Genomic DNA, 23232 nt, shown 5'->3' on the forward strand with positions numbered 1-23232 from the left:
TTCGGGTTGCAACTTGATAGATTTTTTAACGTTCGACCAACGAGAAGAGCGACCTTCGCCAAGGGAAAGTCGCCCTCATCTTTTCGGCAGGGGATCTGTTTAGCGCAGTTGCAGGCTGCGGGGCTGTTGGCCGTCTTTCATGTGGATGGTATCCACGAAGCGCACCGTGCGCGACTGGCTGGAGATCACCAAGGTCTCGGTACGGGCCCCGCCGCCGAAGAAACGCACCCCCCGCATCAGGTCGCCATCGGTAATGCCGGTGGCGGCAAAGAGCACTTCCTTGCCGCTGGCCAGCTCTTCGCATTCCCACACTTTGTCGGGATCCTCGATGCCCTTTTCTTTCAGTTCCCGCCGCGTTTCCTCCACCGGCGGCAGGTAGGTGCCCGCCTGCACCACTTCGGGATCGTAGATCAGCCGCCCCTGGAAGTGGGCGCCCAGGCAACGCAGCGCCGCTGCCGAGATCACTCCTTCGGGAGCCGCCCCGATCCCCATCAGGGCGTGGATGCCGGTGCCGTTGAAGCCTGCCGAGAGGGCCGCCGAGATGTCGCCATCGGTAATCAGCTTCACCCGCGCCCCCGCCTCGCGGATTTGGCGGATGAGATCGACGTGGCGCTTGCGATCCATGACCACCACCGTCAGGTCTGAGATCTCCCGATCCAGGCTTTCGGCGATGATCTGCAGGTTTTTCTCAGGGGGATAGTCGAGGTGCACCTTGCCCTTAGCCTGGGGCGGAGCCGCCAGCTTTTGCATGTAGATGTCCGGCGCGTGCAGCAGGCCGCCTTTTTCGGAGATGGCCAGCACTGCCATAGAGCCGTTTTGGCCTTTGGCCACCAGGTTGGTACCCTCGCAGGGATCCACGGCAATATCGATTTCCACCAGCTCTTCCACACGGCAGAATTGCTCCGCATCCGGGCGGGTACAGATGCCCACCTCTTCCCCGATGTAGAGCATGGGGGCCTCATCACGGGTTCCCTCCCCGATGACGATGCGACCGCGCATGAGGATCTGGTTCAGTTTCTCCCGCATGGCCTCAACGGCCACTTGATCGGCAGTCTTGTTGTCGCCTTTGCCCATCCAGCGGGCGGCAGCAATGGCAGCCTGCTCCACCACTTCAATGATCTCTAGCCCCAACTTGTTGTCCACGGTGTGCCCCCTTTGTGATGTCGGAACGGTGAAGGCCAACTTAAGGATATCTTCAGACTCTGCTCCTCAGTTTACCAGGGTAGGCTTCTTCTCAGGATCCCGTTCTCTCAACCCCAATAATCTGAGAGAACAAATCCCCCAAAGTCAAGCAGAAAGAGCGATCCCCGTCTTAGCCGTTGGCTATTGTCGGCTGGGGATCAAGGGTGATAGCCTGGCTTAAAGCCAATAAGTTTTTCTTAAGGACATTAAAAAAACGCGATGAGAAGATACGTTTTCGTCAACCGTTCCCGGCAGGTTCAGGTGATACGAACGATCCCCGGCCACTGGGAGCGTACCCTCTTCCCCGGCCAGTATGCCATTTTCGAGGCGGAGCCCGACGACTACCTAGAAGTGTATAGCTGCTGCTGCTCCACCACCCTTTTGGAAGAGCGCCGCCCCTGCCACTCGCTCTTGGATTCTTCGCTGCCTGAGGCCGATCCCCACTCCTGGCTGCCCCCCCACCTGGGCAGCTTGGCAGATGCAGTGAACGGATAAAGTGAATCAGCTTGGGGATCCCAGATCCTGAGGCCGATTCCCGATTTTGGGCAGCTCGGCAGAAGGAGCATCGGGGGGACGGTTGAGGCAACTGCCCCGTGCGGCGTCGCGAAAGGTATCGATGCGCTCTACGCAATTGTGATAGCCGCAATAGGGGCAATAGAGGCGATCCCCCGGCTGGGGCTCCACGTCAGCCTGGCTCCACCACCGCCGGCAGCGGTCACAGCAAAAGTGGTAGAGAAACTCCAGCGCCACCCTCATGGCAAGCGACTCCCTGCCCTGGTAGAGTCCAGCGACGAGAAAGAAGGGGGATACCCTAGATCGCGGCGCTCCAGCTTAGCCGACCAGTAAGACAAAGTCATTATGAGTATGGTATGTTAGGTTTGGTTTGCATTTGTACTTTACCGTAAGGAGCATCGACTGATGTCTCAGGAAGGATGTCTGCGGGTGGGGCAGCCCGCTCCCGATTTTTCGGCCACTGCCGTCTACGACATGGAGTTTAAGACGGTGAGGCTTTCCGACTACCGGGGTAAGAAGTACGTGGTGCTGTTCTTCTACCCCCTGGACTTCACCTTCGTCTGCCCAACGGAGATCACGGCTTTTAGCGATCGCTACGACGAGTTTGCCAAGCTGGACACGGAGATCCTCGGCGTCTCGGTGGATAGCGAGTACTCTCACCTGGCCTGGATTCAGACCGACCGCAAAGCCGGCGGGGTGGGCGAGCTGAGGTATCCGCTGGTCTCCGACCTCAAGAAAGAGATCAGCGCCGCCTACAATGTCCTAGATCCGGCGGCAGGGGTGGCTTTGCGCGGCCTGTTCATTATCGACAAGGAAGGGATCATCCAGCATGCCACCATCAACAACCTGGCCTTTGGCCGCAGCGTGGATGAAACCCTGCGCACCCTGCAGGCCATCCAGTACGTGCAAGCTCACCCCGATGAAGTTTGCCCGGCCAACTGGCAGCCCGGCCAGAGAACGATGAACCCCGACCCGGTGAAATCCAAGGAGTTCTTCGCGGCGGTTGCCAAGTAGGCTTGCCCAGGCCCTGTCAGGGTGCAGGTACAGCTCCAGCTTTGCTGGAGCTTTTTTGGCCAAAGGCAGCCCGACAAAAGATCCGACTCTTCCCAACATGACCTTCCGCCTCCTCTCTCCCTCGGGGAGAGGGGCCGGGGGTGAGGGCTAACAGCGCCGAACCCTTTCAAACCGGTTGCCAGCGGAGACGAATAAATTAAAGATCCCCTGAGCTGGCCAGGGGATCCGACAAGACAGAAAGACAAAGGCCGCCGGAATTAGTCCCAGGGCTTCCCGTCGGTGAATTTGTAGGTAACCGGCTCTTTGTTCTTGCCGATGTTGTGATCCACCTTGCCGACGGGCTGGCGCCCCTCGTTGACCTTCTCGGGAAAGACGCCATCTTTGGGATGCACCAGCTCCGGCTGTCCACCCGCCGGGATGCGGAAGATCTGGTAGTCCTTGATCTTGAACTCCGAGATCAACTGGGCGCCGAGAGCCAAGCACTGCTCCTTGCGGGCGAAGGTGAGATAGTTTTTGCCCTCCACCATCTCGGCAGCGCCGCCGGTGGGCATTTCAAACACCTGCCCCGGCTTGCCCGTCCAGGTGATCACGTATTTTTCTTCGGTTTCGGCTGCGCTCAACAGCCCTCCGGTGGATCCGCCAAACAGAGGCAGCTTCGCCCCCTGACGGGGATCGCCTTCCATCACAGCCATAGCCTACCTTCTCGTTGTTGTTTGCGTTGTCGGGCCGCGCTTGGAGTTGCGGCGCGGAGCACTTTGAATCTACCATCGGCCCAATTTTTGACCCCAGATCTGCCGGCGAACTGTAATTTTTCGTAGCAGATCCAGATCCGGCGCCGGCGGATCCCGGCTTACCCTGTGAGCCACTATAGAAGCAGGCCGCAGAGCTCCACCTTTGCAACAGGAACGACGTCCATGGCCCAGTGGTCCCTCCATCCCAGTTCGCAATCCAACGCCAGGGTCATTCTCATCCCCACTGCTTTTGGCCACGATACGCAGGCGCCGCTGGCCATTCTCAACGCTGGCGCCGAACTGTGTGCCTTCGAGCCTAGGTTGGGGATCGATGTGGATAAGCTGGCGGTGGCGCAGTTGCCGGGGCTGGTGGATGAGCCGCCCTACGGCATGTGTGAGGCGGCAGTGACGCAGGCTTGGCGACGACAACAGTGGCCGGTGTTGTTGCCTTCGGTCTTGGCGGCCAGTTGGGGGGCCATTCGTGCCCTTTGGAAGCACCACCCGGCCCTGAGTGTGGTGCATTGCAGTGCCCATGCCAACCTGATGCCTCCCGCAGAGATGACCCAGCCGGAGCAAGATATGGGCTATGGCAACGCCGCTTGGGTGGAGCGGCTCTACCAGCACAAGCTGCCGGTGGTGCATGTAGGGCTGCGCAGCGGCAGTGCCCGCGCCTACGCCTGGCTCAAAAAACACTCCAGCCCGATCTTCTGGGCCCAGGATGGCTGGGATCCGCAGCAGGTGGTGGAGGCTTTGCCGGAGCAGCCGGTGTTTTTGGTGGTGGACTGCAGTGTGCTGGATCCCTCTCTGGCGCCGGCGGTGCATTACCCAGAGCCGGGGGGGCTGGGCTGGTTGCGACTGTTACAAACCTGTGAGGGCATCTTCGCCGCTCGCCCGGTGGTCGGCCTTTCCCTGGGAGGGGTGGCGGTGGGATCGGCGACGCGGCCAACCGCCCGCGTGGTGGCCCGTCTGCTCAATTGGCTGCTGGCCTGCTACGGCCTCTACTCCCTGAAGCTGGATCCCGACCCCGCTATGCTCGAACGGCTGGAAAATAGATCGCGAACCTTTTGAGCCCAGCTTATGAAGTCTTTATCCGCATTCCTCTCGACCCTGACACTACGGGTACAAGGCGGGGTTCCTGCGGTTTCTAGCTGACCTTGGGGTTAGGCTGAGGCACCAGCTTCGGCCCAGAAGCTTGGGGCTGTGCGTCCTCGGCTCTGTCCGGCACCGGGCGCAGGGGTGGGCCGAAGCGGCCAACGACTATGGTGTTGTGCAAGGCCGGGATCTGGCGGATGGATCCCTGGCGTAGGCAGCGGTGCAGGCGGCGCAGCAGGAAGAGGTCGGCCTCGGAGCACTCCTCTCGGAACAGCCTCACGTTGAGCTCGTGTTCCTGAGCAGCGGTGAGCAGACCGGTGATCATAGCGGTTTGAATGATCTGCTGCACGGTCATGGTTGTCGCTTCATTCATAGATTCATGCTGCTAAATCGAGATTTTTTGCTGCTCTTATTCTCGACAAATCCCTCTGATATTGACTCCGCCAAATAGCGGATTCGAGAATGGGGGCTTTCGAGGTGTTCATTGACTGCTGATTCATAAGGGCTCCGTCCCGCTGATGCGACCAGATCCCATCCGAGGAAAAAGCCTAGAATCTTTGTGGTGCAAGCTTTTCTCGGCTAATCGGGAGCAAAGCCAGCAACTTGATACGTAGGGATCCAACCTTCGCTGCAGTGCGGAATTAGACTCAACAATGGGTTGCTTGAACTTGCCAAAGAGTGGCCGATTCCATGATTTTCCGAGCTGTTGTTTGAAGCTACAAACAGATGTCTGTAGCAATACGGAACTGGGAAGCGTCGCTCGTTACCGACAAATGGCGTAGGCTTGATTGGCCTTTTATCTGGGCTTTGTGGGACAGGAAGGCAACCAGGATGAGCGGCAACTTTGTGTTAGTGTAGGGGCACTCTGCGGTGGCGGTTGGCCATGTCGGAAAGTCCCCAACAAGTTGGCTGTGCTGTCCCGCTGGGCTGCTGCGGCTGTGGTTGTCTGGGTCTGCTGGCGGTGCTGGGCTTGGGGCTGGTGGGGGCAGGGATCCTGGTCTGGAATGGGATCCGCGCTTCGGGAGCCTATCGCACCTACCAGTTGGCGGTGGAGCAGCTCGAACAGAATGCGGTGGTGGTGGAGCGGCTAGGGGATCCCCTGCGTCCGGGCTGGCCCTCGCGGCTGCGCTTTCAGAAGGATGAGCAAGCCGGCTGGGCCTGTCTGTCCTTTTTGATCACAGGCTCCCGGCGCACCGGCGAGGTGGCTGTGGAGTCGGAGCGGGGGGTGGCCGGTAAGGACTCCGTCCCGCTGACGCGAACAGCCTGGCAGTTGCGCCATCTGCAGGTGAAGGTGGATGGGGATCCGCAGGCCATTCGGGTCATCGAGGGGGGATCCCGGTGTGAAGGGGAAGAGCCGCCCCTACAGCCTGAGGGCGAGATCTGAGTAGTCGGACAAGGGCAGCCACGGCTAGAGTCAAAAGGACTCCGTTCCGCTGACGCGAATGGTTGTGGCCCTGGATCCCTATGCGATCGGTTCCCTATCTGCGCTTGCTGCTGCTGTTGGCGCTGCTGGCCTCGTTCACGGGCTTGATTGTCTGGCTGATCCAATCGTTTTTGGATCTGTACTACGCCACCCGCTACCACCCGATTTTGGGGGGGCTGTTGATCGGGGTGCTGGTGTTGCTGCTGCTGGTGTTTTTGGCCGCTTCCATCTACTACTTGTTTCTGTTCCGCCCCGCCCCTAAAACCGAGAGGCTTCCCAGGCCGGCCCCCCCGGAGACCCCTGCCGAGAAGTGGGAGGCAGCCCGGCGCAACCTGGCGCAACTAGAAGCTCAGATGGCGCAGATCCAGGATCAGGTGGCGCGGGCGGCGCTGGCGGAGCGGTCGGCTCGGCTGGCCCAACAGTTGGCCCAGCCCCAACTGCAGGTGGTGGTCTTCGGCACCGGATCGGCGGGCAAAACCTCGCTGGTGAACGCGCTGCTGGGGCGGCGGGTGGGGGCGGTGGGGGCAACGCTGGGCACCACGCAGGCGGTGGCGGTTTACGATTGGGACTTGCCCGGGATCCCCCACCCGGTGCAGATCGTGGACTGCCCGGGCATTTTGGAGATCGGGCCGGCAGGGGCGATGCGGGAAGAGGAGGTGCAGGCGCAGGCCCAGGCCGCCGAGCTGCTGTTGGTGGTGGTGGATGGGGATCTGCGCCAGTCGGAGGTGGATCCCTTGCGCCGGTTGATCGCCCTGGGCAAGCGGGCTCTGCTGGTGCTCAACAAAATCGACCGTTACACCTCGGAAGAACGGCAGCTCCTCTTGCAGCGCCTGCGGGAACGGGTTTACCCCCTGATCCAACCGGAAGATGTGCTGCTGGCTGCTGCTGACCCGGCCCCCGTGCGGCTGGGATCCCAAACCTGGCAACCGGAGCCCGAGGTGGCGGCGGTGCGGGATCGCGTCCAGGCGGTGCTCTACGCCGAAGGGGGATCCCTGGCCTTGGACAATGCCCTGCTGCAATCGCAGCAGTTGGGGGAAGAGGCCAAGCGGATCATCCAGGCGCAGTTGCGCCGCCAGGCGGAGGAGGTGATCGATCGCTTTCAGTGGATCGTGACCGGCGTCGTGTTTGCCAACCCCATCCCGGCGCTGGATCTGCTGGCCATTGCCGCCATCAACGCCCAGATGGTGGTGGAGCTGGGATCCCTCTACGGCTGCCAGATGAACCTGCAGCAGGGGCGGGAACTGGCCCTGTCCCTGGCCAAGACCCTGGCCGGCCTGGGGCTGGTGGAAGGGGCGATCCAACTGACCACCGGGCTCCTGGCTACGGTGGCTGAGGTGAGCGTGGTCGGTTTTTTGGCGACAGCCCCCATCCAGGCGGCCAGCGCCGGCTATCTCACCCGCATTGCCGGCAAAAGCTTCATCGAGTATTTCCAGCGCAACCAAAGCTGGGGGGAAGGGGGGATGCAGGCGGTGGTCAGGGCCCAGGTGGAGAGCACCCAAAAAGCGGGCTGGCTCAAGGAGTTTGTCCGCCAGGCCTCAGAACGGGTTTTTCGCCTGCGCTAGTCCCTGTTGGCGGCCTCGACAGCAATATCCGTCGGCAGGAAGGTCAGCTCCATCTGCGCCACATAGTCGGCGTAGCTCAGGGCGGGCACATCATCCCATTCCGCCAGGCCATGCATGCACTTCGACCACTGAATAAAAGTGGCCGGATAGATATAGGCCAAGCTGGGATCCTGCAAAACCTCTTTGGGCAGCGGCGGAGCCGACTTGAGCACCGCCAACAAAGCCGGGGGCTTGTGGAGGATCACGCGGGTGGCCTCGATCTGCTCTGGGGAAACCTTGAACTTGGCGGCGACAAACGAGATCACTTTGGAAAGGGTCATCACCCACCACCAACCTTGCCTACAGAAAGAGATTGCCCCTAAGCCAAGAGGCTGGCCTCAGGGATCCTACGGAGCCCAAGCAAGGGGAGCGGCGAGGATGGCTGGCTCTGGGATCCCCTTGCCTGAGGGGAGGGCTTCTCGCTATTCTAGATGAGCTGAAAAATTGGGAGAAACAGGTGAGCCGTGGCTAAAAAGAGCATGATCGAGCGGGAGAAAAAGCGCCAGCGCTTGGTCGAAAAATATCGGGAGAAGCGCCAACAACTAAAGGCGGCCATGGCCGATCCCAACATCGACCAGGTCACCCGCATGGAGCTGCATGCTCAACTGCAAAAACTCCCTCGGGCCAGCTCGCCCACCCGCCTGCGCAACCGCTGCTGGAAAACCGGGCGTCCCCGCGGCTATTTCCGGGATTTTGGGCTCTGCCGCAACAGCTTGCGGGAAATGGCCCACCGCGGCCTGCTGCCGGGCGTGGTGAAAGCAAGCTGGTAGAGCCAAGCTTGCCAGCCGCTGATTACAACCCTGCCTTCAGGGGTGGCTTTGGGCTAAACTGAACGCGGAGCGTTGCGAGCGAAAACCGGCCTGCTGGCTGTCTCAGTCGAGGGGAGAGCACCTCCTGTCTCTGAGGGGGATGAGGCTTGCTCAGGGCTAGCTGGCCAGCAGCGCTTGTTGAGATGTCAACAACTCTTGTCTTCAGGTGAGGGAAGTATCTCAGCGGGGCGGCTGCTCCCGCTAAGTGAGGGATCCTTGTGGAGCCTTTCCAGATCTGCGACGAAGATCTCACCCCCGAAGTGGCAGAGGCGCTAGCCGGGGAAACCTTCCTGGCCGTGGATACCGAAACGATGGGCTTGATCCCGCAGCGGGACAGGCTCTGCGTCGTGCAAATAGCTAACGCTGCCGGCGAGGTGGTGGTGCTGCGGCTCAGCCGCGGCGTGAAGCAGGCCCCCCGTTTGGCGCGGCTGCTGACGGATCCCAACATCGAAAAGATCTTCCACTACGCCCGTTTTGACCTGGCCATGCTGCGCTACCACCTGGGGATCCAGGCCTGGCCGGTCTTTTGCACCAAGGTAGCCAGCAAGCTGGCCCGCACCTACACCAGTAAGCACAGCCTGAAGGACGTGGTGAGCGAGCTGTGCGGGGTGGAGCTAAACAAAGCCGCCCAAAGCTCCGACTGGGGAGCTGTCCAGTCCCTCTCGCCGGAGCAGTTGGACTATGCGGCCAACGATGTCCGCTATTTGATCCCGGTGCGCCACAAGTTGGCCCAGATGTTGCAGCGGGAGGAGCGCTGGGAGCTGGCGCAGCGCTGTTTTCAACACCTGCCCACCTTGGTGGAGCTGGATCTGCTGGGATATAGCAACGTCTTCGAGCACCAGTAGGCGACAGCCCCGAAGAACCGGCCTCGCCGCTGGCCGGCAGAGTATTGGGCAATACAGTTGGTTGCTCTCCTCTCTGGTGTAATGGGAAGGAGGCTGGCCGTGAAAACCACCGGAGTTGAGTCGATGTTGGAGTCGCAGCAGGTGGCCCAGAGCAGTGTCTCTCTTGGGCTCTTGGACAAGCCTATCCTGGAGCTGCGCCACGTCTCCCTGCAGTACCCCGGCAAGGGATCCCCGGTCACGATCATCCGCGACCTTAGCTTTTCGGTGGCCCACTCGGAGTTTGTCTCGATTGTGGGGCCGAGCGGCTGCGGCAAGACGTCTCTTTTGAAGATGATAGCCGGCCTCAACACCAACCACGGCGGCACCCTTTACTTTCGGTTGCAGCCCGTCACCGGCCCCCTCAAGAGGGTGGGCATGGCCTTCCAAAACCCGGTGCTGCTGCCCTGGCGCACTACCTTACAGAACGTGTTGCTGCCTCTGGAAGTGGTAGAGCCCTACAAGCGCACCTTCCGGCAAAACCTGGCTCAGCACAAAAAGTCGGCGCTGGAGCTGTTGGCCGCCGTGGGCTTGGATGGTTTCCAAAAAGCCTATCCTTGGCAGCTTTCCGGGGGGATGCGGCAGCGGGTTGCCCTCTGTCGAGCTTTGATCCACCAGCCGGAGCTGTTGTTGCTGGATGAGCCCTTTGCCGCCCTGGATGCCTTCACCCGCGAGGAGATGTGGGAGATGTTGCAGCGGCTGTGGCTGCGCACCGGCTGCACGGCTATTCTCATCACTCACGATCTGCGGGAGGCGGTTTTCCTCTCCGATACCATTTATGTCATGGGGTCGCGGCCTAGCGAGATTGTCTTTACCCTCAAGGTAGATCTGCCCCGCCCGCGCCCGTTGGAGATCTGCCTGACGGACGAGTTTCACCACTTGGTTGCGGAAGTGCGCAAGCACATAAGGACTCCGTCCCGCTGACGCGAACGGCGCAGCAGCTAACCAAAGTTTTCTCGATAGATCGCCGCGCAACCCTGATGAAAAACTCCTTTGACCGATTTCTCCAGACGAAAGCGGCCTCGCTGCTCCTGCCGGTGGTCACCCTGCTGCTGACCCTTGGCCTTTGGGAGGCAGGGGTGCGGCTGTTGCAGGTTCCCCGCTTTGTTTTGCCTGCGCCCAGCGCGATCTGGCAGTCGATGCAGGAGTGGGACGAGGTGATCCTGGGGCACTCGCTGTTTACCCTCAGCTCAACCCTGCTGGCTTTTGGGCTGGCTTTGGTGGGCGGGATCTTGCTGGGATCCCTTATCGGCAGCTCCCGCCTGGCCCATCTGTGTCTGTACCCACTGCTGGTGGGGTTTAATACCATCCCCAAGGTGGCCCTGGTGCCGCTGCTGGCGATTTGGTTTGGCCTGGGCATGATCCCGGCGGTGATTACAGCTTTTTTGCTGGCCTTTTTCCCCATTGCCGTGAATGTGGCGGTGGGCCTGGAGACGGTGGAGCCAGAAATGCGCGATGTGCTGCGCTCCCTGGGGGCCAGCGGTTGGGAAATCTTCCTCAAGGTGGGGCTTCCCCACAGCTTGCCCTATCTGTTTGCCTCGCTGAAGGTGGCCATTTCGCTGGCCTTTGTCGGCGCGGTGATCGCGGAGACGGTGGCCTCTAACCGCGGGCTGGGCTACCTGATTGTGTCCGCCAGCTCTTCTTTTGATGTGCCCTTGGCCTTTGCCGGCTTGGTTGCCCTCGGCCTCATGGGTGTTCTGCTCTACTCTTTTTTCGCCGCTCTGGAGCGCTACCTCTTGGCCTGGCGGCAGTAGCGGGAGGGATCCCGACGGGAAAGCTGGCCCAAGCTAGCTCAAGTCGGGAAAGGTGGCCCGCACCGCCGGGTGGATGAGCTTTCCGCCCCGGATGTTGAGCCCCTTGGCCAGGCCCGGATCCTGCTCCAGGGCGGCGCTCAAGCCAAGGTTGGCCAACTTGAGGACGTAGGGGAGGGTGGCGTTGACCAGCGCCTGGGTCGAAGTCCAGGGGACGGCCCCCGGCATGTTGGGAACCCCGTAGTGCAAGACTCCGTGGGCTTCGTAAACCGGCTGGGCATGGGTGGTGACCTTGGTGGTGGCGATGCACCCCCCCTGATCCACGGCCACATCTACGATCAAAGAGCGGGGCCGCATCTGGGCCACCAGCTCTTCCTTCACCAAAACCGGGGCGCGGCTGCCCGGCACCAACACTGCTCCCACCACCAGGTCGGCCTCGCGGACGCACTCCTCGATGCTCTGGGCGGTGCTGTAGAGCAGCTCCACCCGCGACCCGAAGATCAGCTCCAGCTCGTTGAGGCGCTGCAGGTTGATGTCCAGAATCTGCACCCGCGCCCCCAGCCCGACGGCCATCTTGGCCGCCTCCGTACCCACCGTGCCCCCGCCCAGGATCACCACCCGCCCCGGCGGCACCCCTGGGATCCCGCCCAGCAACACGCCTCGCCCCCCCTGCTGACGGGTGAGGTAGTGGGCGCCAAATTGCACCGACAGCCGCCCGGCAATCATGCTCATGGGCATCAAGAGGGGCAGGGATCCGTCGGGCAGCTCCACCGTCTCGTAGGCCAGGCAGGTGGCCCCCGAACGCAGCAGGGCCTGGGTCAGCTCGCGGCTGGCCGCCAGGTGCAAGTAGGTAAACAGGATGAGATCCGGATGGAGCAAGGGATACTCGGCGGGCAGGGGCTCTTTGACCTTCACCACCAACTGCTGCCGGTAGATCTCCTCGGGCGTAGCGGCCAGCTTGGCCCCCGCTTTTTGGTAGTCTTCGTCGCTAAAGCCTGCCCCCTGGCCGGCTTGGGTCTCCACCCACACCTGGTGCCCCTGCTCAGTCAAGGCCCGCACCGCCGCGGGCGTCAGGCCGACGCGAAACTCCTGCTCTTTGATCTCTTTGGGCACGCCAATGCGCATAGGGATCCCCACAGGGCTGTTCTCCAGTCTAGACAGACCGGCGCTGGGATGGGATCCCTGGCCTGCGCAGACCGGCCAAAATCCCTACCTTTTCCCCGCAAGGGGACGGAAATTCTGTTGAGGGGATCCGGTGGATCCCTGGCTAGGTTGGGGGTTGCTCCGCCCGGAAGGGATCCCTAGCGCAGGAAGCGGGCCAACAGCAGCAGGCCGAGGCTGCCAAAGAGGAGGTTGAAGCTCCAGGCTGCTGCCCAGGGGGGAAGGGCTCCTGCTTCTCCCAGGCTGCGAGATACGCTCAGCACCACGTAGTAGGCAAACACCAACAGGATCCCGAAGACGACGCCGCCATAGCGGCCCACACGGCGAGCGGTGCTGGATCCCAGGGGAAGGGAAATCAGCACGGCAAAAAAGCTGGCCAGGGGCAGGGAAAAGCGCATGTGGAACTCGGTGCGCAAGGGCTGGGTATTGAGGTTGGAGCGGGCCAGGCGGGAGATGCGCTCCGCCAGCTCCGGTAGGCTGAGCTCGTTGGGGGGAACTGGCGGCTGCAACAGGGCGGCCAGATCTTGGGAGACCGCCAGCGGCTTGCGGTCGAAGGGCTCTTCGGCCAGGCTGAGGCCATCGGGGCCGTAGCGGTGGGTCACTCCTTCGCTGAGGGTCCAGTCCAGGCCATTCCACACCGCCTGGGCCGCCAGCGTCACTTCCGCCAACTGGTACTTGCCCCCCGGCAAGGGATCCACCTGCAAGATGGTGACATCCTGCATGGTATTTAGCCGCGGATCCACCTGGCGGATGAAAAACCAGAGGTTGTCTAAGGACTCCGTCCCGCCAACGCGAGCGGTCTTGAAAAAGACGTCGTATTGCACCGGGCTTGTAGCTTGGGCCAGGAGCGCCTGCTGGTCAATGCGGCGGATTTCCCGTTTGCTGGCCGGCAAGAGCACGTTGCTGATCAAAAAAGCGCTCAGGCTCATGAGCAGCCCCACCAGCAACAGGGGACGAAAGATGCGCGTAAACGGGATCCCGGCTGCCCGCATGGCGGTAATCTCGCTGTTGCCGCTCAGCTTGCCCAAGGTGAGCATGGTGGCAAAAAAAGCAGCGATGGGCATGCCCAGCACCACCATCTCCGGCAGATCCAACATCAAGAGCCGCAACACCGTCAGGGGCGGTACGGATCCCTCGACCAGCCGCTCGGCCAGGGTAAAGAGCCGGCCCGCCAAAAGCAGCAGGGTTCCCCCAGCTATACCGGCCAAAAGGGGGGTGAGCATCTGTCCAAAGAGGTAGCGCTCCAGCAGCCAGAACTTGGTGAACAAGCGGGCCATGGGCAAAAGTTGAGGGATTAGGGCTATTTCAAGCTAGCGTGAACGGTTCTCCGGCATTCCCTCACCCCCGGCCCCTCTCCCAGAGGGACTGCCCTCACCCCCGGCCCCTCTCCCAGAGGGAGCATTCCCTCACCCCCGGCCCCTCTCCCTCTGGGAGAGGGGAGCTGGTCATTGGCTCTGGATCAGGGCCGTAGGGAGGCTGGCGGTTCGGCGGGAGGGGGTAAGGGCTCGCTGCTGCCGCCGGGATCCAAGCGGGAATTGGGGGGCGAAGGGTCGGGATCCAGTTTGGCCCCCCAGGTGGCCAGGTAGGCTCTTTGTTCGGGGGAAAGGCGACGCACCCGGCGGAAGTCCGCGCCGGCCACGATGGCGCCGGCATAGGCTCCCGTTTTGAAATCGGGCTTTTGTCCTGGCTGGGCCGGGGAAGCGGTCTGCAGGGATCCCACAAACAGCAAAGCGCGGTAGAGATCGGCCCCGCGCAGGTCGGCATTGCGCAGATTGGCCCCGCAGAGGTTGGTGTGGCTGAGGTCGCAATCCTGCAGGTTGGCTCCTTCCAGGCTGGCCTCGCTGAAATCCACCCCCCGCAACAGGGTGCCATGCAGGTCGGCCCCTTCCAGCATGGTGCCCAGGTTAACCACGCGGATCCCGTTGAGGCGATCCCGCTGGTAGCCGCCTTTGCCGTCCAAAATGGGCCGGCCCAGGTGTTCGTCGCGGCGCAGGGGGCTGAGCAAATTGGCGGTGGAGAGGAAGCGCAGAATCTTGGCTTTGCCGAAGCGATCCACGCCGTTGAGGAGCGCCGCCGTGCGCCCGGCAGCGATGGCCCGCTCCAGGGGCCAGTCGTCCAACTGCCCATCAGGGGAGAGAACCAGGTTGGAGATGCCCTCGAAGTAGGCGTCGATGGTCTGCTGCTGGGTGATGATGTTCTGCTGGATGGTGAGGTCGCGGGAGATGACGTACTGCCGCCAGGCGATGTAGGCGGCTAGAAGAGCAATCAGGATCTGGCCTGTAGCCCCGAACACCTCCCCCAAAGCCCCAATCGCCTCCCAGCTCAGGGATCGCAGGGTTGAGAGAACCCCACTCCAGACCACTGCTCCTGCCACGGCCAAGCCGAGGGCTGCTGCCGCCCATCCCAGGCTGGGCCACGTGGTTAGCCACTGCCAGAGATCGCGCCCAATCTGCACCCAGAGCGGCTGCCCCCACCAGCCGGCCAAGCCCAGCCAAGCCAGCACCGCCCCCCAGCCCAAAACTGGCTGCCCTGTCAACCCCGCCAGCGCCAGCAGCCCCGCCGGGATCCCCAACAGCAGCAGATTAAGCAGGGGGCGCCCAGACGAGAGGGAAGCCAGCGGCAACTCTTGGGAGGAGCCTTCGCGGGCAAGGGCTTCTTCGGTCATGGCAAGGGTATACTCTAGGGGTAGCGTTGGATCTACAAAAAAAGCCTGCGTCAGTCCGTATTTGGAGTTGGGGAAGAGGGCAGGATCCCGCCTCTCGGGTTTGGTAGGATAGCCTCGACCCTCCTTCCTTCTCTGGCCCAGCCTGGTGTGAGGATGACTCCTATGATCGCTTCCTTATCGTTTATCCGTCTGCAGAAATCCGGCGAACACCAATTTACAGCAGTCCTGCCTGACTTGTGGTTGCAGCGTCACGGCTCCGCAACCCTGGCACGACTGGCCGCCTCTCTGCTGTTGAGCACCAGCCTACTGCTGGCGGCAGGAAGGGATCCCAGTTGGGCGCAAACTTCCCTGGACACCGGCCTTTTGGAGAAGCAGGCCCTGCCCCAGGCGCCACCGCTGCCGGACGACCGCCCGGCCATTTTTGTCGATGCCGCCAACGGCAGCGATACCCAAGGGGATGGATCCCGCAACAACCCCTTCAAGACCATCACCCATGCCATTGGACGGGCGCCAGCGGGCAGCATTATCCAGCTTCTGCCAGGGATCTACAGCGCAGAAAGCGGCGAAGTCTTCCCCATCCGCCTCAAGGCTGGCCTTATCTTGCGCGGGGACGAGTCCAACCTAGGGGAGGGCTACCTCATCGATGGCGGCGGCACCTACATGAGCCCGACCCTGGCCCGGCAAAATGTTGCTCTGCTGGCCGAGACCGGCTCAGAGGTGCGCGGAGTTACCCTGCGCAACCAGGGGCGGCGCGGCTATGCCCTCTGGATAGAATCGGCTTCCCCCCGCATTCTCAACAACAGCTTTGTGGGCAGCATCCACGACGGCATTTTCATTGCTGGCGCCTCCAACCCCTGGATAGAGGGCAACCGCTTCTACAAAAATGGGGCCAACGGCATCTCCGTCTTGGGCACCTCCCAGCCCACCATTGTCAACAACCTCTTCCAAGAGACCGGCTTTGGCCTCACCATCGACCAGCGCTCGGCGCCGATGGTGCGCAACAACCGCATCCTGCAAAACCGCACCGGCATTGTGGTTGGCGGCAGCGCCCGGCCCATCTTGCGCAACAATCTCATTGCCCGCAACCTGGAGACTGGCCTGACAGCTATCACCAACGCCCAGCCCGATCTGGGCACGGCCTCGGATCCCGGCAACAACATTTTTGAGGGCAACGGCCAGTACGACATCCACAACGCCACCCGCGGCCTGCGCCTCAACGCCAACGGCAACCAACTGGCGGGCAAAACCAAAGGGGAGCTGGATCTAGCGGGCCAAACCACGGTTGCTGCTCTGCCCAGCAGCGCCCCACCACCCATTGCTGCCGGCGGCCTGACGCTGCCCAGCGCTCCCCCGGCTCCCAGCCGGGATCCCCAGCCGGCGGCGGCCAAGCCAGCCGAAACTTCCACAAACCTACCGGTGGTGGCGGTGCCGCAATCGACAGCCCCCCTTCCCCCTCCTGCAGCGGGCTCGGGGGGGCGTATTTTGCCCAGCGGCCCCAGCCAGCCGTCAAGCACGCAACCCCAGGAGTTTGTTGCCGTCCCCTTCACCCCCGATGGCTCTACCACGCCTGCCCAGCCGGTTGAGCCGGCTCCTGCCGCCCCTGTCCGCCAGGCCTCTGCAGCTCCTCTTACCGACATCACCACCCTGCTGCCGCCGCCGGCCCGCCGCCAAGCCAGAGAAAACCCTCCTACCTCCTCCTCTGCACCCTCAAGCTCGGCCCCAGCTCCTCCTGCTCAGGCTGCCGACAAGGACTCCGTCCCGCTGACGCGAGCGGCAACCCAGTTTCGCGTCTTGGTGACCCCCAAGGGCAGCGACGATTTGCAGCGGCTGCGGCAGCTCGTCCCCGAAGCGGTGGAGACCGTGTTCAACGGCAGGACGATGCTGCAGGCCGGCCTCTACGACAGCCGCAGCCAGGCCCAGTCAGTCCTGGATCGCCTGTTGGACGCCGGCTTTGACGCAGTGGCGGAGATGATCTTCCGTTGATATCACTGCCCAGGGATCCCCCCCGGCAGGATAGGAACTCCCGAGCAGGGGATGTATGATGCCTAGCACGGCTTTTTCCAAAAGGACTGCGGAGAAAGCCGTGCCGTCGGGTTGCTCTGGGGATCAGCCAGGGCAAGCAATGGGGAAAGTCCGGTGCAAATCCGGCGCTGTGCCGCAACTGTGATGGGCTAAGGCCCTCAGTCAGGATGCCCGCCTGCGGCTTTGGCTCACAGCTTAGCTCTTCCGCGTCGCACGGAAGCAGGAGAAAGCGGATGAAAGTAATTGTTGTATGTCTCAGCCTTGGGCTGGGGAGCTGGAGTTTGGGGATCCCAGCCTGGGCGCAAGCGGTCTTGGACACCAGTCTTAGTGCCGAGATTTTCAATCAACCCGTCACCACACCGTTTCGCCGCCCTGGCTTGCTGCGGGACTCTTCGCGCCCAGTCTATGTCATCACCCGCCAGCAGATGCGCGAGCAAGGGGCAAGGACGGTGCAAGAAGCCCTGCGCTATCTGCCTGGGATCCTCAGCGATGGCACAGCGGGAACTCAGTTGGGAGCTCTTAGCTCTCAATTCATGCGAGGGGCGCGAACGGCGCAGGTGTTGGTGCTCTTGGACGGCCGCCCCCTCAACGATCTGGGCTTCTTTGGGGGGTTTGACCTCTCTCAACTCACCACAGATATTGTCGAGCGAATTGAAGTCTCTCCCGGTGGCGGCTCTACTCTGTATGGCTCGGATGCTGTTGGCGGCGTGATCAACATCGTTACGGTGGAGCCACAGCCAGAAACGGAGACGGTGCTGGAAGCGGCGGTCGGCAGCTACGGCCTCAATGAGCAAGGGATCCAAAGTCGGGGCCAAGCCCAGGATCTGGGCTGGGTGCTCAGCTATCGCCGTCTGAAAAGTAACAACGACTTTCCCTTTGCAATTGAGCGGCTGGGCAAGTCAGGCAAGCGGGAAAACTCGGCGGTGGAGTACCACAACTTGCAGGCCAAGCTTACCTGGCAACTGGCCAAAGACCAAGTCCTAACAGCCAACGCCCTCTACCTCAATAAAGCCTTTCGTGTGCCCGGCAGTGTGGAATTTCCCTCTCCCGATGCAGAGCAAAACACCAACGATCTGCTGCTGGATCTCAGTTGGCTGTGGACTCAGGCAACAGGATCCCTGCAGGCAAGAGTCTTTTTTGACGATCTCAACTACCGTTTCAGTGCTCCGCAAAGCCAGGGATCCCGCGACGTCATCCTGCGCAATGGCTGGGGATCCCAGCTGCAGTATGCTTGGCAAGCCGGCGAAAACCTAGAGGGAGTTTTGGGGGTAGATTATCGCTCCATCTCAGCTCGCAATACAACTTTTTCCTTTGCCAACGGTTCTGCCAATATCAACTACGACGATACGGTTAACCAGGGCGCCCTGTTTGCCCGCCTGGATTACAGCCCGGATCCCAACTTCCACCTTGATCTGGGCATTCGCCAGGACTTCAGCAGTTTGGCCAATGGCTCGGCCACCTCGCCGGCTGTGGGGATCCGCTGGACAGTGGCGGAAGGCACCACCTTGAGAGCCAACTACGCCAGCAGCTTTCGCACCCCCTTGATCTCGGAATTATTCTTTCGGCTGCGAGGCTTTTTTGAAGTGGATGGCAACCCCAATCTCCGCCCAGAGCGAGGGGAGAGCTTTGACGTTGGCTTGGATCAGAGCCTGGGAGATTTTGGCCTGCTGCGGCTAACGTTTGCCCACAACCGCATCCGCGATGGCATCACCTTTGTCAGCCTGGGGCCGCGCCAGGGAACCTATGAGAATATTGGGCTGGTCGAATACACCGGCCTGGAAGCGGCTTTGGATTTGCGTTTGGGGGAAAACTGGACGCTTTTTGCCAACTACACCCTCAATGATCCCATCATCCGCGCTGCACTTAACCCGGCCACAGTTGGCAAACAGCTAGCCTTTGTGGGAGCCGATAGCTTCAACCTAGGCCTAACCTATCGCCATGAGCAGGGCGGGTACGGCTCGATCTTGGTCCATCACATTGGGAGCTTTTTTACCAACAACTCCAATACGGAATCCCTTCCAGGCTATACCACCGTGGCTTTGCGGGGAGGGATCCCGTTGACTGAGGCCCTGAGCCTAGAGTTGGGGATCGACAACCTGCTGGATGAGCAGTATGAAGTTTTCCCCGGCTATCCCGGCGTTGGCCGCACGCTGAGGATGAACTTGCGGGGGCAATTTTAGCATCCTCTCGGGCTATTTTTGGCTAACTATCTAGAACAAGCTGCCCTAGTGGAATTGTCTGCTTTGCAGTGGAGTTTGGATACAACTCTATGGTGAGCGCGACCAACTTTCCCTCTATTTCTCCATCGACAACTTTGGCTCAAGCTGAGTCTAAACATTGCCTCTGGGTTTGCACCACCTGTGGATCTCGCTGGGTCAACGGCCAAAAAGAAGGGATCAGCAAGGGAGAAATGCTCCTAGCTGCCTTGGAATCCCAAAGGCTCAATCCCCAACTGCAACTGAAGCCAGTTGCCTGTATGAGCGGCTGCAGCCACGCTTGTGTGGTTGCGCTGGCAGCCCCCCGAAAGATGACCTATGTCTTTGGCGATCTCGATCCAAAAGACGTGGAGCCAATCTTGCAAACGGCGGAGCTGTATTTGACAAAGCCCGATGGGATCCTGCCCTGGGCAGAGCGCCCCATCAAAAAGGGGGTGATTGCCCGCATTCCGCCAATCCAATAGGAGCAACCTATGGCTGTTTTCAATCCCTGGGTCACACCCTTAAATCAAACTTGGCAAGAGGTTTCCCCCACCGGCTGGACAACCGTTTACGAAGGGATCCCGGCTCACATCGACTGTCTTGGGCCGCTGCTCTATGGGCTCTTTCAGGAGCGCTGGGCCGAGATCCAAGTGGGCCAGGTGGTGGAGGGTGGCGTCCTGGAAGCGGCCTTCAAGGATCCCCCTGCTCTCTGTGTGCTCTACGACGGCTACTTGACCGTGGCCACGGAAACTTGGCATTTGCATCTGTGTTTGGAGGAACACCAGGGCGGCCCCTACCGCAGAACTCCTCCTGAGCTGCGCCGCAAAAGATTGGTCGGCCGCGCCGCACTCTATCGCCGCCTCAATCCGCAGGGCCAGCCTCGCCAATGGGGGATCCAGTTTTGGAACGGGGCAGAGGAATCGCTGCTGCAGATCTTTTTGCCCAGTCCCTTTTTGGGGCCAGGAGAAGACTACCTGCCCGAAGGCAAAGCCGACTATCAGCAGCTTTCCCTTTATGAACGCCTGCGAGCCATTTACGTCGAGGGAAAAGAGCGGATCCCTTACGCAGATAACCCTCTCAAGCGGCCCTATTTGGCGGTTTGCCGTTCCAGCCGCTGCTATCCTTCTCGCCACTATCAGCCGGTGGTGGAAGCTTTGCAATCGGCCCTGCGCGAGGCCAATCTGGATGTTCCGGTTATCACCTCAGGATGCCTAGAAGTCTGCCAACAAGGGCCGGTGGTTTTCTACTCTGGTGACCGCACCTGGTACAAGCAAGTCACACCCCCAGTAGCGCGGCAAATTGTCCAGGAGCACCTGCTGAACAAGTGTCCCTTAAAAGCTCACCTCTTTCCTGGGGATTAGCCTATGGTCAGCCTACAAGCTCTTGTCCAGTCCATCCCCAAAACCCGCCGCGGGATCCCGGAGGTCATTTGGATCCAAGCCACCCGCGATCTAGCCCAAGGTCGATTTTGGCCCAGCCTATTGACCACCATCGGCTGCCTTAGCAACATTGCCTATACCTGTACACTGCCTTTTGTAACTGTTGGCATCGTCACGGGCACCACGTTAACTCGCCAAAGGGCAATCGTCAGCGCTTCGATGATTTGGCTGGCCAACCAAATCTTTGGCTACACCTGGCACAACTATCCCCGTACCCCTGATTCTTTGGCTTGGGGGTTGGTCTTGGGGATCGGCACGGTGGGGGTGGCGTGGCTGGCCAGCTATCGCCCGCTCTTTTTCCAGCCCCACCCTGTCCAACCTCGGCAATGGCTGCGCAATTACCTTTGGATCCTGGTCATGCTGATCCTAGGGTTCCTTGCTTTTGAAGGGCTAATCTTGGCAGCCGGCCTGGTGCTGGGCGGAACAGAGGGCTTGACCCTGCCCATCTTGGGCAAGATCTGGTTGCACGACTGGCTGTGGACGGGCTTTTGGCTTGGGATCCACGCGCTGCTGGCCTGGGACAGAGGACGCCGCCGACTGGAGTTGGCGAGAGCCCACCTCAGCGGGCTGGGGTATCCCCAAGAGAGATCCAGGCCAGAATAGGGGTGACCTGCGCGCGAGGGATCCCTTTGCAGCCCGCTCAGCTCGACAACTCCCCCTTTGACCGGCTCGTGGACTACGTCCCGCTGACGCGATCGGCTTCCTGCCGCTTGCTGCTGTTGAGCGGCAAGGGGGGCGTGGGCAAAACCACCCTAGCCTGTGCCCTGGCCCGTCACCTAGCCCAGAGGCAACCAGAGCGCCGTCTGCTGTTGTTGTCCACCGATCCGGCCCACTCCCTGGGGGATGTGCTGGGGATCCCGGTGGCCGACACCCCCCAACCCCTGCCGGAAAGTGCTCCGCACCGCTTGCGCGAATGGCCGAACTTGCAGGTGCGGGCTCTCCAGGCCGAGGTGCTGCTGCAGTCTTTCAAGCAGACCTACGGCCCTGCTCTGGAGCTCATTGCCGAGCGGGGCAGTTGGCTGGGGCGAGAGGATCTGTTGCCCCTTTGGGATCTGGACTGGCCGGGGGTGGACGAGCTGATGGCCATCCTCGAGGTCAACCGCCTGCTGGCAGGCCAAGAGGTGGACACAGTCATCCTGGACACGGCCCCCACCGGCCACACCCTGCGGCTGTTGGAGTTGCCCGACTTTTTGGATAATCTGCTGGCGGTGTTTGCCACCTTCCAGGCCAAGCACCGCGAGGTTGTCCAATCCCTGACGGGCACCTATCGACCGGATGAGGCCGATGCCTTTTTGACCCGGCTACAAAGTGAGCTGGAGGGAGGCAAAGCCCGCCTCACCGACCCGGAGAGCACCTCTGCTTGGCTGGTGCTGATCCCGGAGCCCTTGAGCGTGGCGGAGACCCGCCGCTTCTGTCAACAACTGCAAAGCCGCCGTGTGCCTGTGGGGGGTCTTCTGGTCAACCAGGTGTTGCTAGGGACGGTGGCGGCCGCAGGGGAAAAAGCGGAAGCAACCCCCAGCCGCCCCTCGCCTCTCTACCTGGCCCGCCAGCAGGAGCAGTGGCGCTGGCTAAAAACGCTTCAAGAGGAGCTGCCTGGCTATCCCATCTGGGTTTGTCCCTATCAACTGGAGGAGCCGATTGGGCCGACGGCCCTGGACAAGCTGGTGCAGCAGCTTCGCCCCTTGCCAGAGGTGCTGCCGCAGTTGGCAGGGATCCCCGCCCCGGGGGAACTCTCCCCTTCGCCGCAGCGGGACGAAGTCCTTGGGATTGCTTCTGGGCAGAGCCAGGCTTTGGGCCTTCCAGATTTTTTGGCCCAAGGGATCCGCCTTGTGCTGGTGGGGGGCAAGGGTGGGGTGGGCAAGACCACGGTGGCCGGGGCCCTAGCCTGGAACCTGGCCCAGCGCCATCCCGACCAGCGGCTCTTACTGGTCTCCATCGACCCGGCCCACTCGCTGGGGGATCTGTTTCAGACGAAGCTGGGTCAGGAGCCGCTGCCGCTCTTGCCCAACCTGCTGGGCCAGGAGATCGAGGCGGCGGCAGTGCTGGAGCGCTTCCGCCAAGACTACCTGGAGGAGGTGGCGGCCATTTTGGCAGGCGAGGGGACGGCAGGGGTGGAAGTCCAGTACGACCCGCAGGCTTGGCGGCAGCTTTTGCAGATGCCCCCTCCCGGCCTGGACGAGGTGATGGCCCTGCTGACGGTGCTGGAACAAGAAGCCAGCGGCCAGTTCAACCTGGTGGTGGTGGATACCGCCCCCACCGGCCATCTCCTGCGCTTTTTGCAGATGCCGCAGGCCCTAGAAGGCTGGGTGAGCTTGGCCCTGAAGCTGTGGCTAAAGTACCGCGACGTGGTGGGCAGGCCGGAATGGGCGCAGCGGCTGCGGGATCTCTTGGCCCAGGTGCGCCAGCTCCAGCGGCGGCTGCGGGATCCCCAGTTTGTTAGCTTTGTCCCCGTCTTCAACCCCGAACAGGCAGTTCTGGCCGAAACCGAGCGTCTTTTGGCGGAGTTGGATGCCCTGGGGATCCCCCATCCCTACGCCGTTCTCAATCGGGTTTGGCTAGAGGACTCCACCCCCTTGGGAGAGGCCCTCCGCCGCCGCCACCAAGCCCTTCTGGCCCAGCTCCCCCGGCGATTCTCCCAACAGGCCATCTTGATCATCCCCTTCGTGCATCCTCCCAGCTTGGAGAATATCGGCTCCTACTTATTTGCTCCCCAGGAGCCCTAACCTGGGGGTAGATCTTGCTCACCCAAA

The 23232-nt window shown here is 61.6% G+C and carries 23 protein-coding genes and 1 riboswitch; of the genes, 15 read left to right on the plus strand and 8 right to left on the minus strand.

The window, feature by feature from the left end:
* Positions 1 to 99: 99 nt before the first annotated feature.
* Positions 100 to 1143, minus strand: coding sequence for a class II fructose-bisphosphatase (gene glpX, locus NW826_RS01880; RefSeq protein WP_414349313.1), 1044 nt, complete (start codon positions 1141 to 1143; stop codon positions 100 to 102).
* Positions 1144 to 1401: 258 nt separating this feature from the next.
* Between glpX and NW826_RS01885 the strand changes: the two genes are divergently transcribed.
* Complete coding sequence (locus NW826_RS01885; RefSeq protein WP_414338064.1) at positions 1402 to 1677, plus strand: DUF1830 domain-containing protein; 276 nt, start codon at positions 1402 to 1404, stop codon at positions 1675 to 1677.
* 6 nt (positions 1678 to 1683) lie between these two features.
* On the opposite strand, the gene NW826_RS01890 is transcribed toward NW826_RS01885, so the two are convergent.
* The gene (locus NW826_RS01890) at positions 1684 to 1938 is read right to left on the minus strand and encodes a hypothetical protein (protein ID WP_414509296.1); all 255 of its coding nucleotides are present in this window, start codon (positions 1936 to 1938) and stop codon (positions 1684 to 1686) included.
* A gap of 162 nt (positions 1939 to 2100) precedes the next feature.
* On the opposite strand from NW826_RS01890, the gene NW826_RS01895 reads away from it, so the two are divergent.
* Positions 2101 to 2709, plus strand: coding sequence for a peroxiredoxin (locus NW826_RS01895; protein ID WP_414334399.1), 609 nt, complete (start codon positions 2101 to 2103; stop codon positions 2707 to 2709).
* A gap of 257 nt (positions 2710 to 2966) precedes the next feature.
* Here NW826_RS01895 and NW826_RS01900 read toward each other — a convergent pair whose 3' ends face one another.
* On the minus strand, positions 2967 to 3401 hold the full coding sequence (locus tag NW826_RS01900; protein WP_414334398.1) for a photosystem I reaction center subunit II PsaD: 435 nt from the start codon (positions 3399 to 3401) through the stop codon (positions 2967 to 2969).
* 222 nt (positions 3402 to 3623) lie between these two features.
* Between NW826_RS01900 and NW826_RS01905 the strand changes: the two genes are divergently transcribed.
* The gene (locus NW826_RS01905) at positions 3624 to 4508 is read left to right on the plus strand and encodes an arginase family protein (RefSeq protein WP_414509297.1); all 885 of its coding nucleotides are present in this window, start codon (positions 3624 to 3626) and stop codon (positions 4506 to 4508) included.
* Between the two features lie 76 nt (positions 4509 to 4584).
* Here NW826_RS01905 and NW826_RS01910 read toward each other — a convergent pair whose 3' ends face one another.
* Positions 4585 to 4905: a hypothetical protein gene (locus NW826_RS01910; RefSeq protein ID WP_414367864.1), complete on the minus strand. Its 321-nt coding sequence runs from the start codon at positions 4903 to 4905 to the stop codon at positions 4585 to 4587.
* A 510-nt stretch (positions 4906 to 5415) separates the two neighbouring features.
* Here NW826_RS01910 and NW826_RS01915 point away from each other — a divergent pair.
* Together NW826_RS01915 and NW826_RS01920 are read left to right on the plus strand one after the other, a co-directional pair.
* Entirely contained in the window at positions 5416 to 5916 is a 501-nt protein-coding gene (locus NW826_RS01915; RefSeq protein ID WP_414509298.1) for a cytochrome c oxidase assembly factor Coa1 family protein, read from the plus strand.
* 80 nt (positions 5917 to 5996) lie between these two features.
* Positions 5997 to 7517: a YcjF family protein gene (locus tag NW826_RS01920; RefSeq protein WP_414509299.1), complete on the plus strand. Its 1521-nt coding sequence runs from the start codon at positions 5997 to 5999 to the stop codon at positions 7515 to 7517.
* On the opposite strand, the gene NW826_RS01925 is transcribed toward NW826_RS01920, so the two are convergent.
* The gene (locus NW826_RS01925) at positions 7514 to 7837 is read right to left on the minus strand and encodes a hypothetical protein (protein ID WP_414334389.1); all 324 of its coding nucleotides are present in this window, start codon (positions 7835 to 7837) and stop codon (positions 7514 to 7516) included. The two genes, NW826_RS01920 and NW826_RS01925, sit on opposite strands and share 4 nt — an antisense overlap.
* A gap of 183 nt (positions 7838 to 8020) precedes the next feature.
* Between NW826_RS01925 and rpsN the strand changes: the two genes are divergently transcribed.
* The 4 genes from rpsN (at position 8021) to NW826_RS01945 (ending at position 11000) form a co-directional block, all read left to right on the plus strand.
* Positions 8021 to 8326, plus strand: a complete 306-nt coding sequence (rpsN, locus tag NW826_RS01930) for a 30S ribosomal protein S14 (RefSeq protein ID WP_414365590.1) — start codon at positions 8021 to 8023, stop codon at positions 8324 to 8326.
* 251 nt (positions 8327 to 8577) lie between these two features.
* Positions 8578 to 9210, plus strand: a complete 633-nt coding sequence (locus NW826_RS01935) for a ribonuclease D (protein ID WP_414378613.1) — start codon at positions 8578 to 8580, stop codon at positions 9208 to 9210.
* Positions 9211 to 9309: 99 nt separating this feature from the next.
* Complete coding sequence (locus tag NW826_RS01940) at positions 9310 to 10170, plus strand: ABC transporter ATP-binding protein (RefSeq protein WP_414367857.1); 861 nt, start codon at positions 9310 to 9312, stop codon at positions 10168 to 10170.
* Positions 10171 to 10226: 56 nt separating this feature from the next.
* The gene (locus NW826_RS01945; RefSeq protein ID WP_414338052.1) at positions 10227 to 11000 is read left to right on the plus strand and encodes an ABC transporter permease; all 774 of its coding nucleotides are present in this window, start codon (positions 10227 to 10229) and stop codon (positions 10998 to 11000) included.
* A 33-nt stretch (positions 11001 to 11033) separates the two neighbouring features.
* Here NW826_RS01945 and ald read toward each other — a convergent pair whose 3' ends face one another.
* The 3 genes from ald to NW826_RS01960 all read right to left on the minus strand — a co-directional run bounded on the left by ald (position 11034) and on the right by NW826_RS01960 (position 14823).
* Positions 11034 to 12122: an alanine dehydrogenase gene (ald, locus tag NW826_RS01950; RefSeq protein WP_414334380.1), complete on the minus strand. Its 1089-nt coding sequence runs from the start codon at positions 12120 to 12122 to the stop codon at positions 11034 to 11036.
* Positions 12123 to 12298: 176 nt separating this feature from the next.
* Positions 12299 to 13435, minus strand: coding sequence for an LptF/LptG family permease (locus NW826_RS01955; RefSeq protein ID WP_414334378.1), 1137 nt, complete (start codon positions 13433 to 13435; stop codon positions 12299 to 12301).
* Positions 13436 to 13617: 182 nt separating this feature from the next.
* Positions 13618 to 14823, minus strand: a complete 1206-nt coding sequence (locus tag NW826_RS01960) for a pentapeptide repeat-containing protein (RefSeq protein WP_414509300.1) — start codon at positions 14821 to 14823, stop codon at positions 13618 to 13620.
* Between the two features lie 162 nt (positions 14824 to 14985).
* Here NW826_RS01960 and NW826_RS01965 point away from each other — a divergent pair, with 162 nt between their 5' ends.
* From NW826_RS01965 to NW826_RS01990, 6 genes are all read left to right on the plus strand, one after another.
* Entirely contained in the window at positions 14986 to 16806 is a 1821-nt protein-coding gene (locus tag NW826_RS01965) for a DUF1565 domain-containing protein (RefSeq protein ID WP_414509301.1), read from the plus strand.
* Positions 16807 to 16897: 91 nt separating this feature from the next.
* A riboswitch (cobalamin riboswitch) is annotated at positions 16898 to 17039 on the plus strand.
* 39 nt (positions 17040 to 17078) lie between these two features.
* The gene (locus tag NW826_RS01970; RefSeq protein ID WP_414509302.1) at positions 17079 to 19025 is read left to right on the plus strand and encodes a TonB-dependent receptor plug domain-containing protein; all 1947 of its coding nucleotides are present in this window, start codon (positions 17079 to 17081) and stop codon (positions 19023 to 19025) included.
* An 89-nt stretch (positions 19026 to 19114) separates the two neighbouring features.
* On the plus strand, positions 19115 to 19525 hold the full coding sequence (locus NW826_RS01975; protein WP_414415205.1) for a DUF1636 domain-containing protein: 411 nt from the start codon (positions 19115 to 19117) through the stop codon (positions 19523 to 19525).
* A 9-nt stretch (positions 19526 to 19534) separates the two neighbouring features.
* On the plus strand, positions 19535 to 20404 hold the full coding sequence (locus NW826_RS01980; RefSeq protein ID WP_414509303.1) for a (2Fe-2S) ferredoxin domain-containing protein: 870 nt from the start codon (positions 19535 to 19537) through the stop codon (positions 20402 to 20404).
* A 3-nt stretch (positions 20405 to 20407) separates the two neighbouring features.
* Positions 20408 to 21085: a hypothetical protein gene (locus NW826_RS01985; RefSeq protein WP_414509304.1), complete on the plus strand. Its 678-nt coding sequence runs from the start codon at positions 20408 to 20410 to the stop codon at positions 21083 to 21085.
* 2 nt (positions 21086 to 21087) lie between these two features.
* On the plus strand, positions 21088 to 23205 hold the full coding sequence (locus NW826_RS01990) for an ArsA family ATPase (protein ID WP_414338033.1): 2118 nt from the start codon (positions 21088 to 21090) through the stop codon (positions 23203 to 23205).
* Positions 23206 to 23232: the final 27 nt, after the last annotated feature.

Origin of the sequence: Synechococcus sp. OH20, from assembly GCF_047502685.1 — a bacterium.
Taxonomy (GTDB): Bacteria; Cyanobacteriota; Cyanobacteriia; order Thermostichales; family Thermostichaceae; genus Thermostichus.

Excerpts from the sequence above, each read along its gene's own strand:
- NW826_RS01895 (WP_414334399.1), top strand. The coding sequence starts at position 2,101 with ATGTCTCAGGAAGGATGTCTGCGGGTGGGGCAGCCCGCTCCCGATTTT.
- NW826_RS01955 (WP_414334378.1), bottom strand. The coding sequence starts at position 13,435 with ATGGCCCGCTTGTTCACCAAGTTCTGGCTGCTGGAGCGCTACCTCTTT.
- NW826_RS01905 (WP_414509297.1), top strand. The coding sequence starts at position 3,624 with ATGGCCCAGTGGTCCCTCCATCCCAGTTCGCAATCCAACGCCAGGGTC.
- NW826_RS01900 (WP_414334398.1), bottom strand. The coding sequence starts at position 3,401 with ATGGCTGTGATGGAAGGCGATCCCCGTCAGGGGGCGAAGCTGCCTCTG.
- NW826_RS01980 (WP_414509303.1), top strand. The coding sequence starts at position 19,535 with ATGGCTGTTTTCAATCCCTGGGTCACACCCTTAAATCAAACTTGGCAA.
- NW826_RS01885 (WP_414338064.1), top strand. The coding sequence starts at position 1,402 with ATGAGAAGATACGTTTTCGTCAACCGTTCCCGGCAGGTTCAGGTGATA.
- ald (WP_414334380.1), bottom strand. The coding sequence starts at position 12,122 with ATGCGCATTGGCGTGCCCAAAGAGATCAAAGAGCAGGAGTTTCGCGTC.
- NW826_RS01965 (WP_414509301.1), top strand. The coding sequence starts at position 14,986 with ATGATCGCTTCCTTATCGTTTATCCGTCTGCAGAAATCCGGCGAACAC.
- NW826_RS01910 (WP_414367864.1), bottom strand. The coding sequence starts at position 4,905 with ATGAATGAAGCGACAACCATGACCGTGCAGCAGATCATTCAAACCGCT.
- NW826_RS01960 (WP_414509300.1), bottom strand. The coding sequence starts at position 14,823 with ATGACCGAAGAAGCCCTTGCCCGCGAAGGCTCCTCCCAAGAGTTGCCG.
- NW826_RS01915 (WP_414509298.1), top strand. The coding sequence starts at position 5,416 with ATGTCGGAAAGTCCCCAACAAGTTGGCTGTGCTGTCCCGCTGGGCTGC.
- NW826_RS01970 (WP_414509302.1), top strand. The coding sequence starts at position 17,079 with ATGAAAGTAATTGTTGTATGTCTCAGCCTTGGGCTGGGGAGCTGGAGT.
- NW826_RS01890 (WP_414509296.1), bottom strand. The coding sequence starts at position 1,938 with ATGAGGGTGGCGCTGGAGTTTCTCTACCACTTTTGCTGTGACCGCTGC.
- NW826_RS01985 (WP_414509304.1), top strand. The coding sequence starts at position 20,408 with ATGGTCAGCCTACAAGCTCTTGTCCAGTCCATCCCCAAAACCCGCCGC.
- NW826_RS01945 (WP_414338052.1), top strand. The coding sequence starts at position 10,227 with ATGAAAAACTCCTTTGACCGATTTCTCCAGACGAAAGCGGCCTCGCTG.
- NW826_RS01925 (WP_414334389.1), bottom strand. The coding sequence starts at position 7,837 with ATGACCCTTTCCAAAGTGATCTCGTTTGTCGCCGCCAAGTTCAAGGTT.
- NW826_RS01920 (WP_414509299.1), top strand. The coding sequence starts at position 5,997 with ATGCGATCGGTTCCCTATCTGCGCTTGCTGCTGCTGTTGGCGCTGCTG.
- NW826_RS01975 (WP_414415205.1), top strand. The coding sequence starts at position 19,115 with ATGGTGAGCGCGACCAACTTTCCCTCTATTTCTCCATCGACAACTTTG.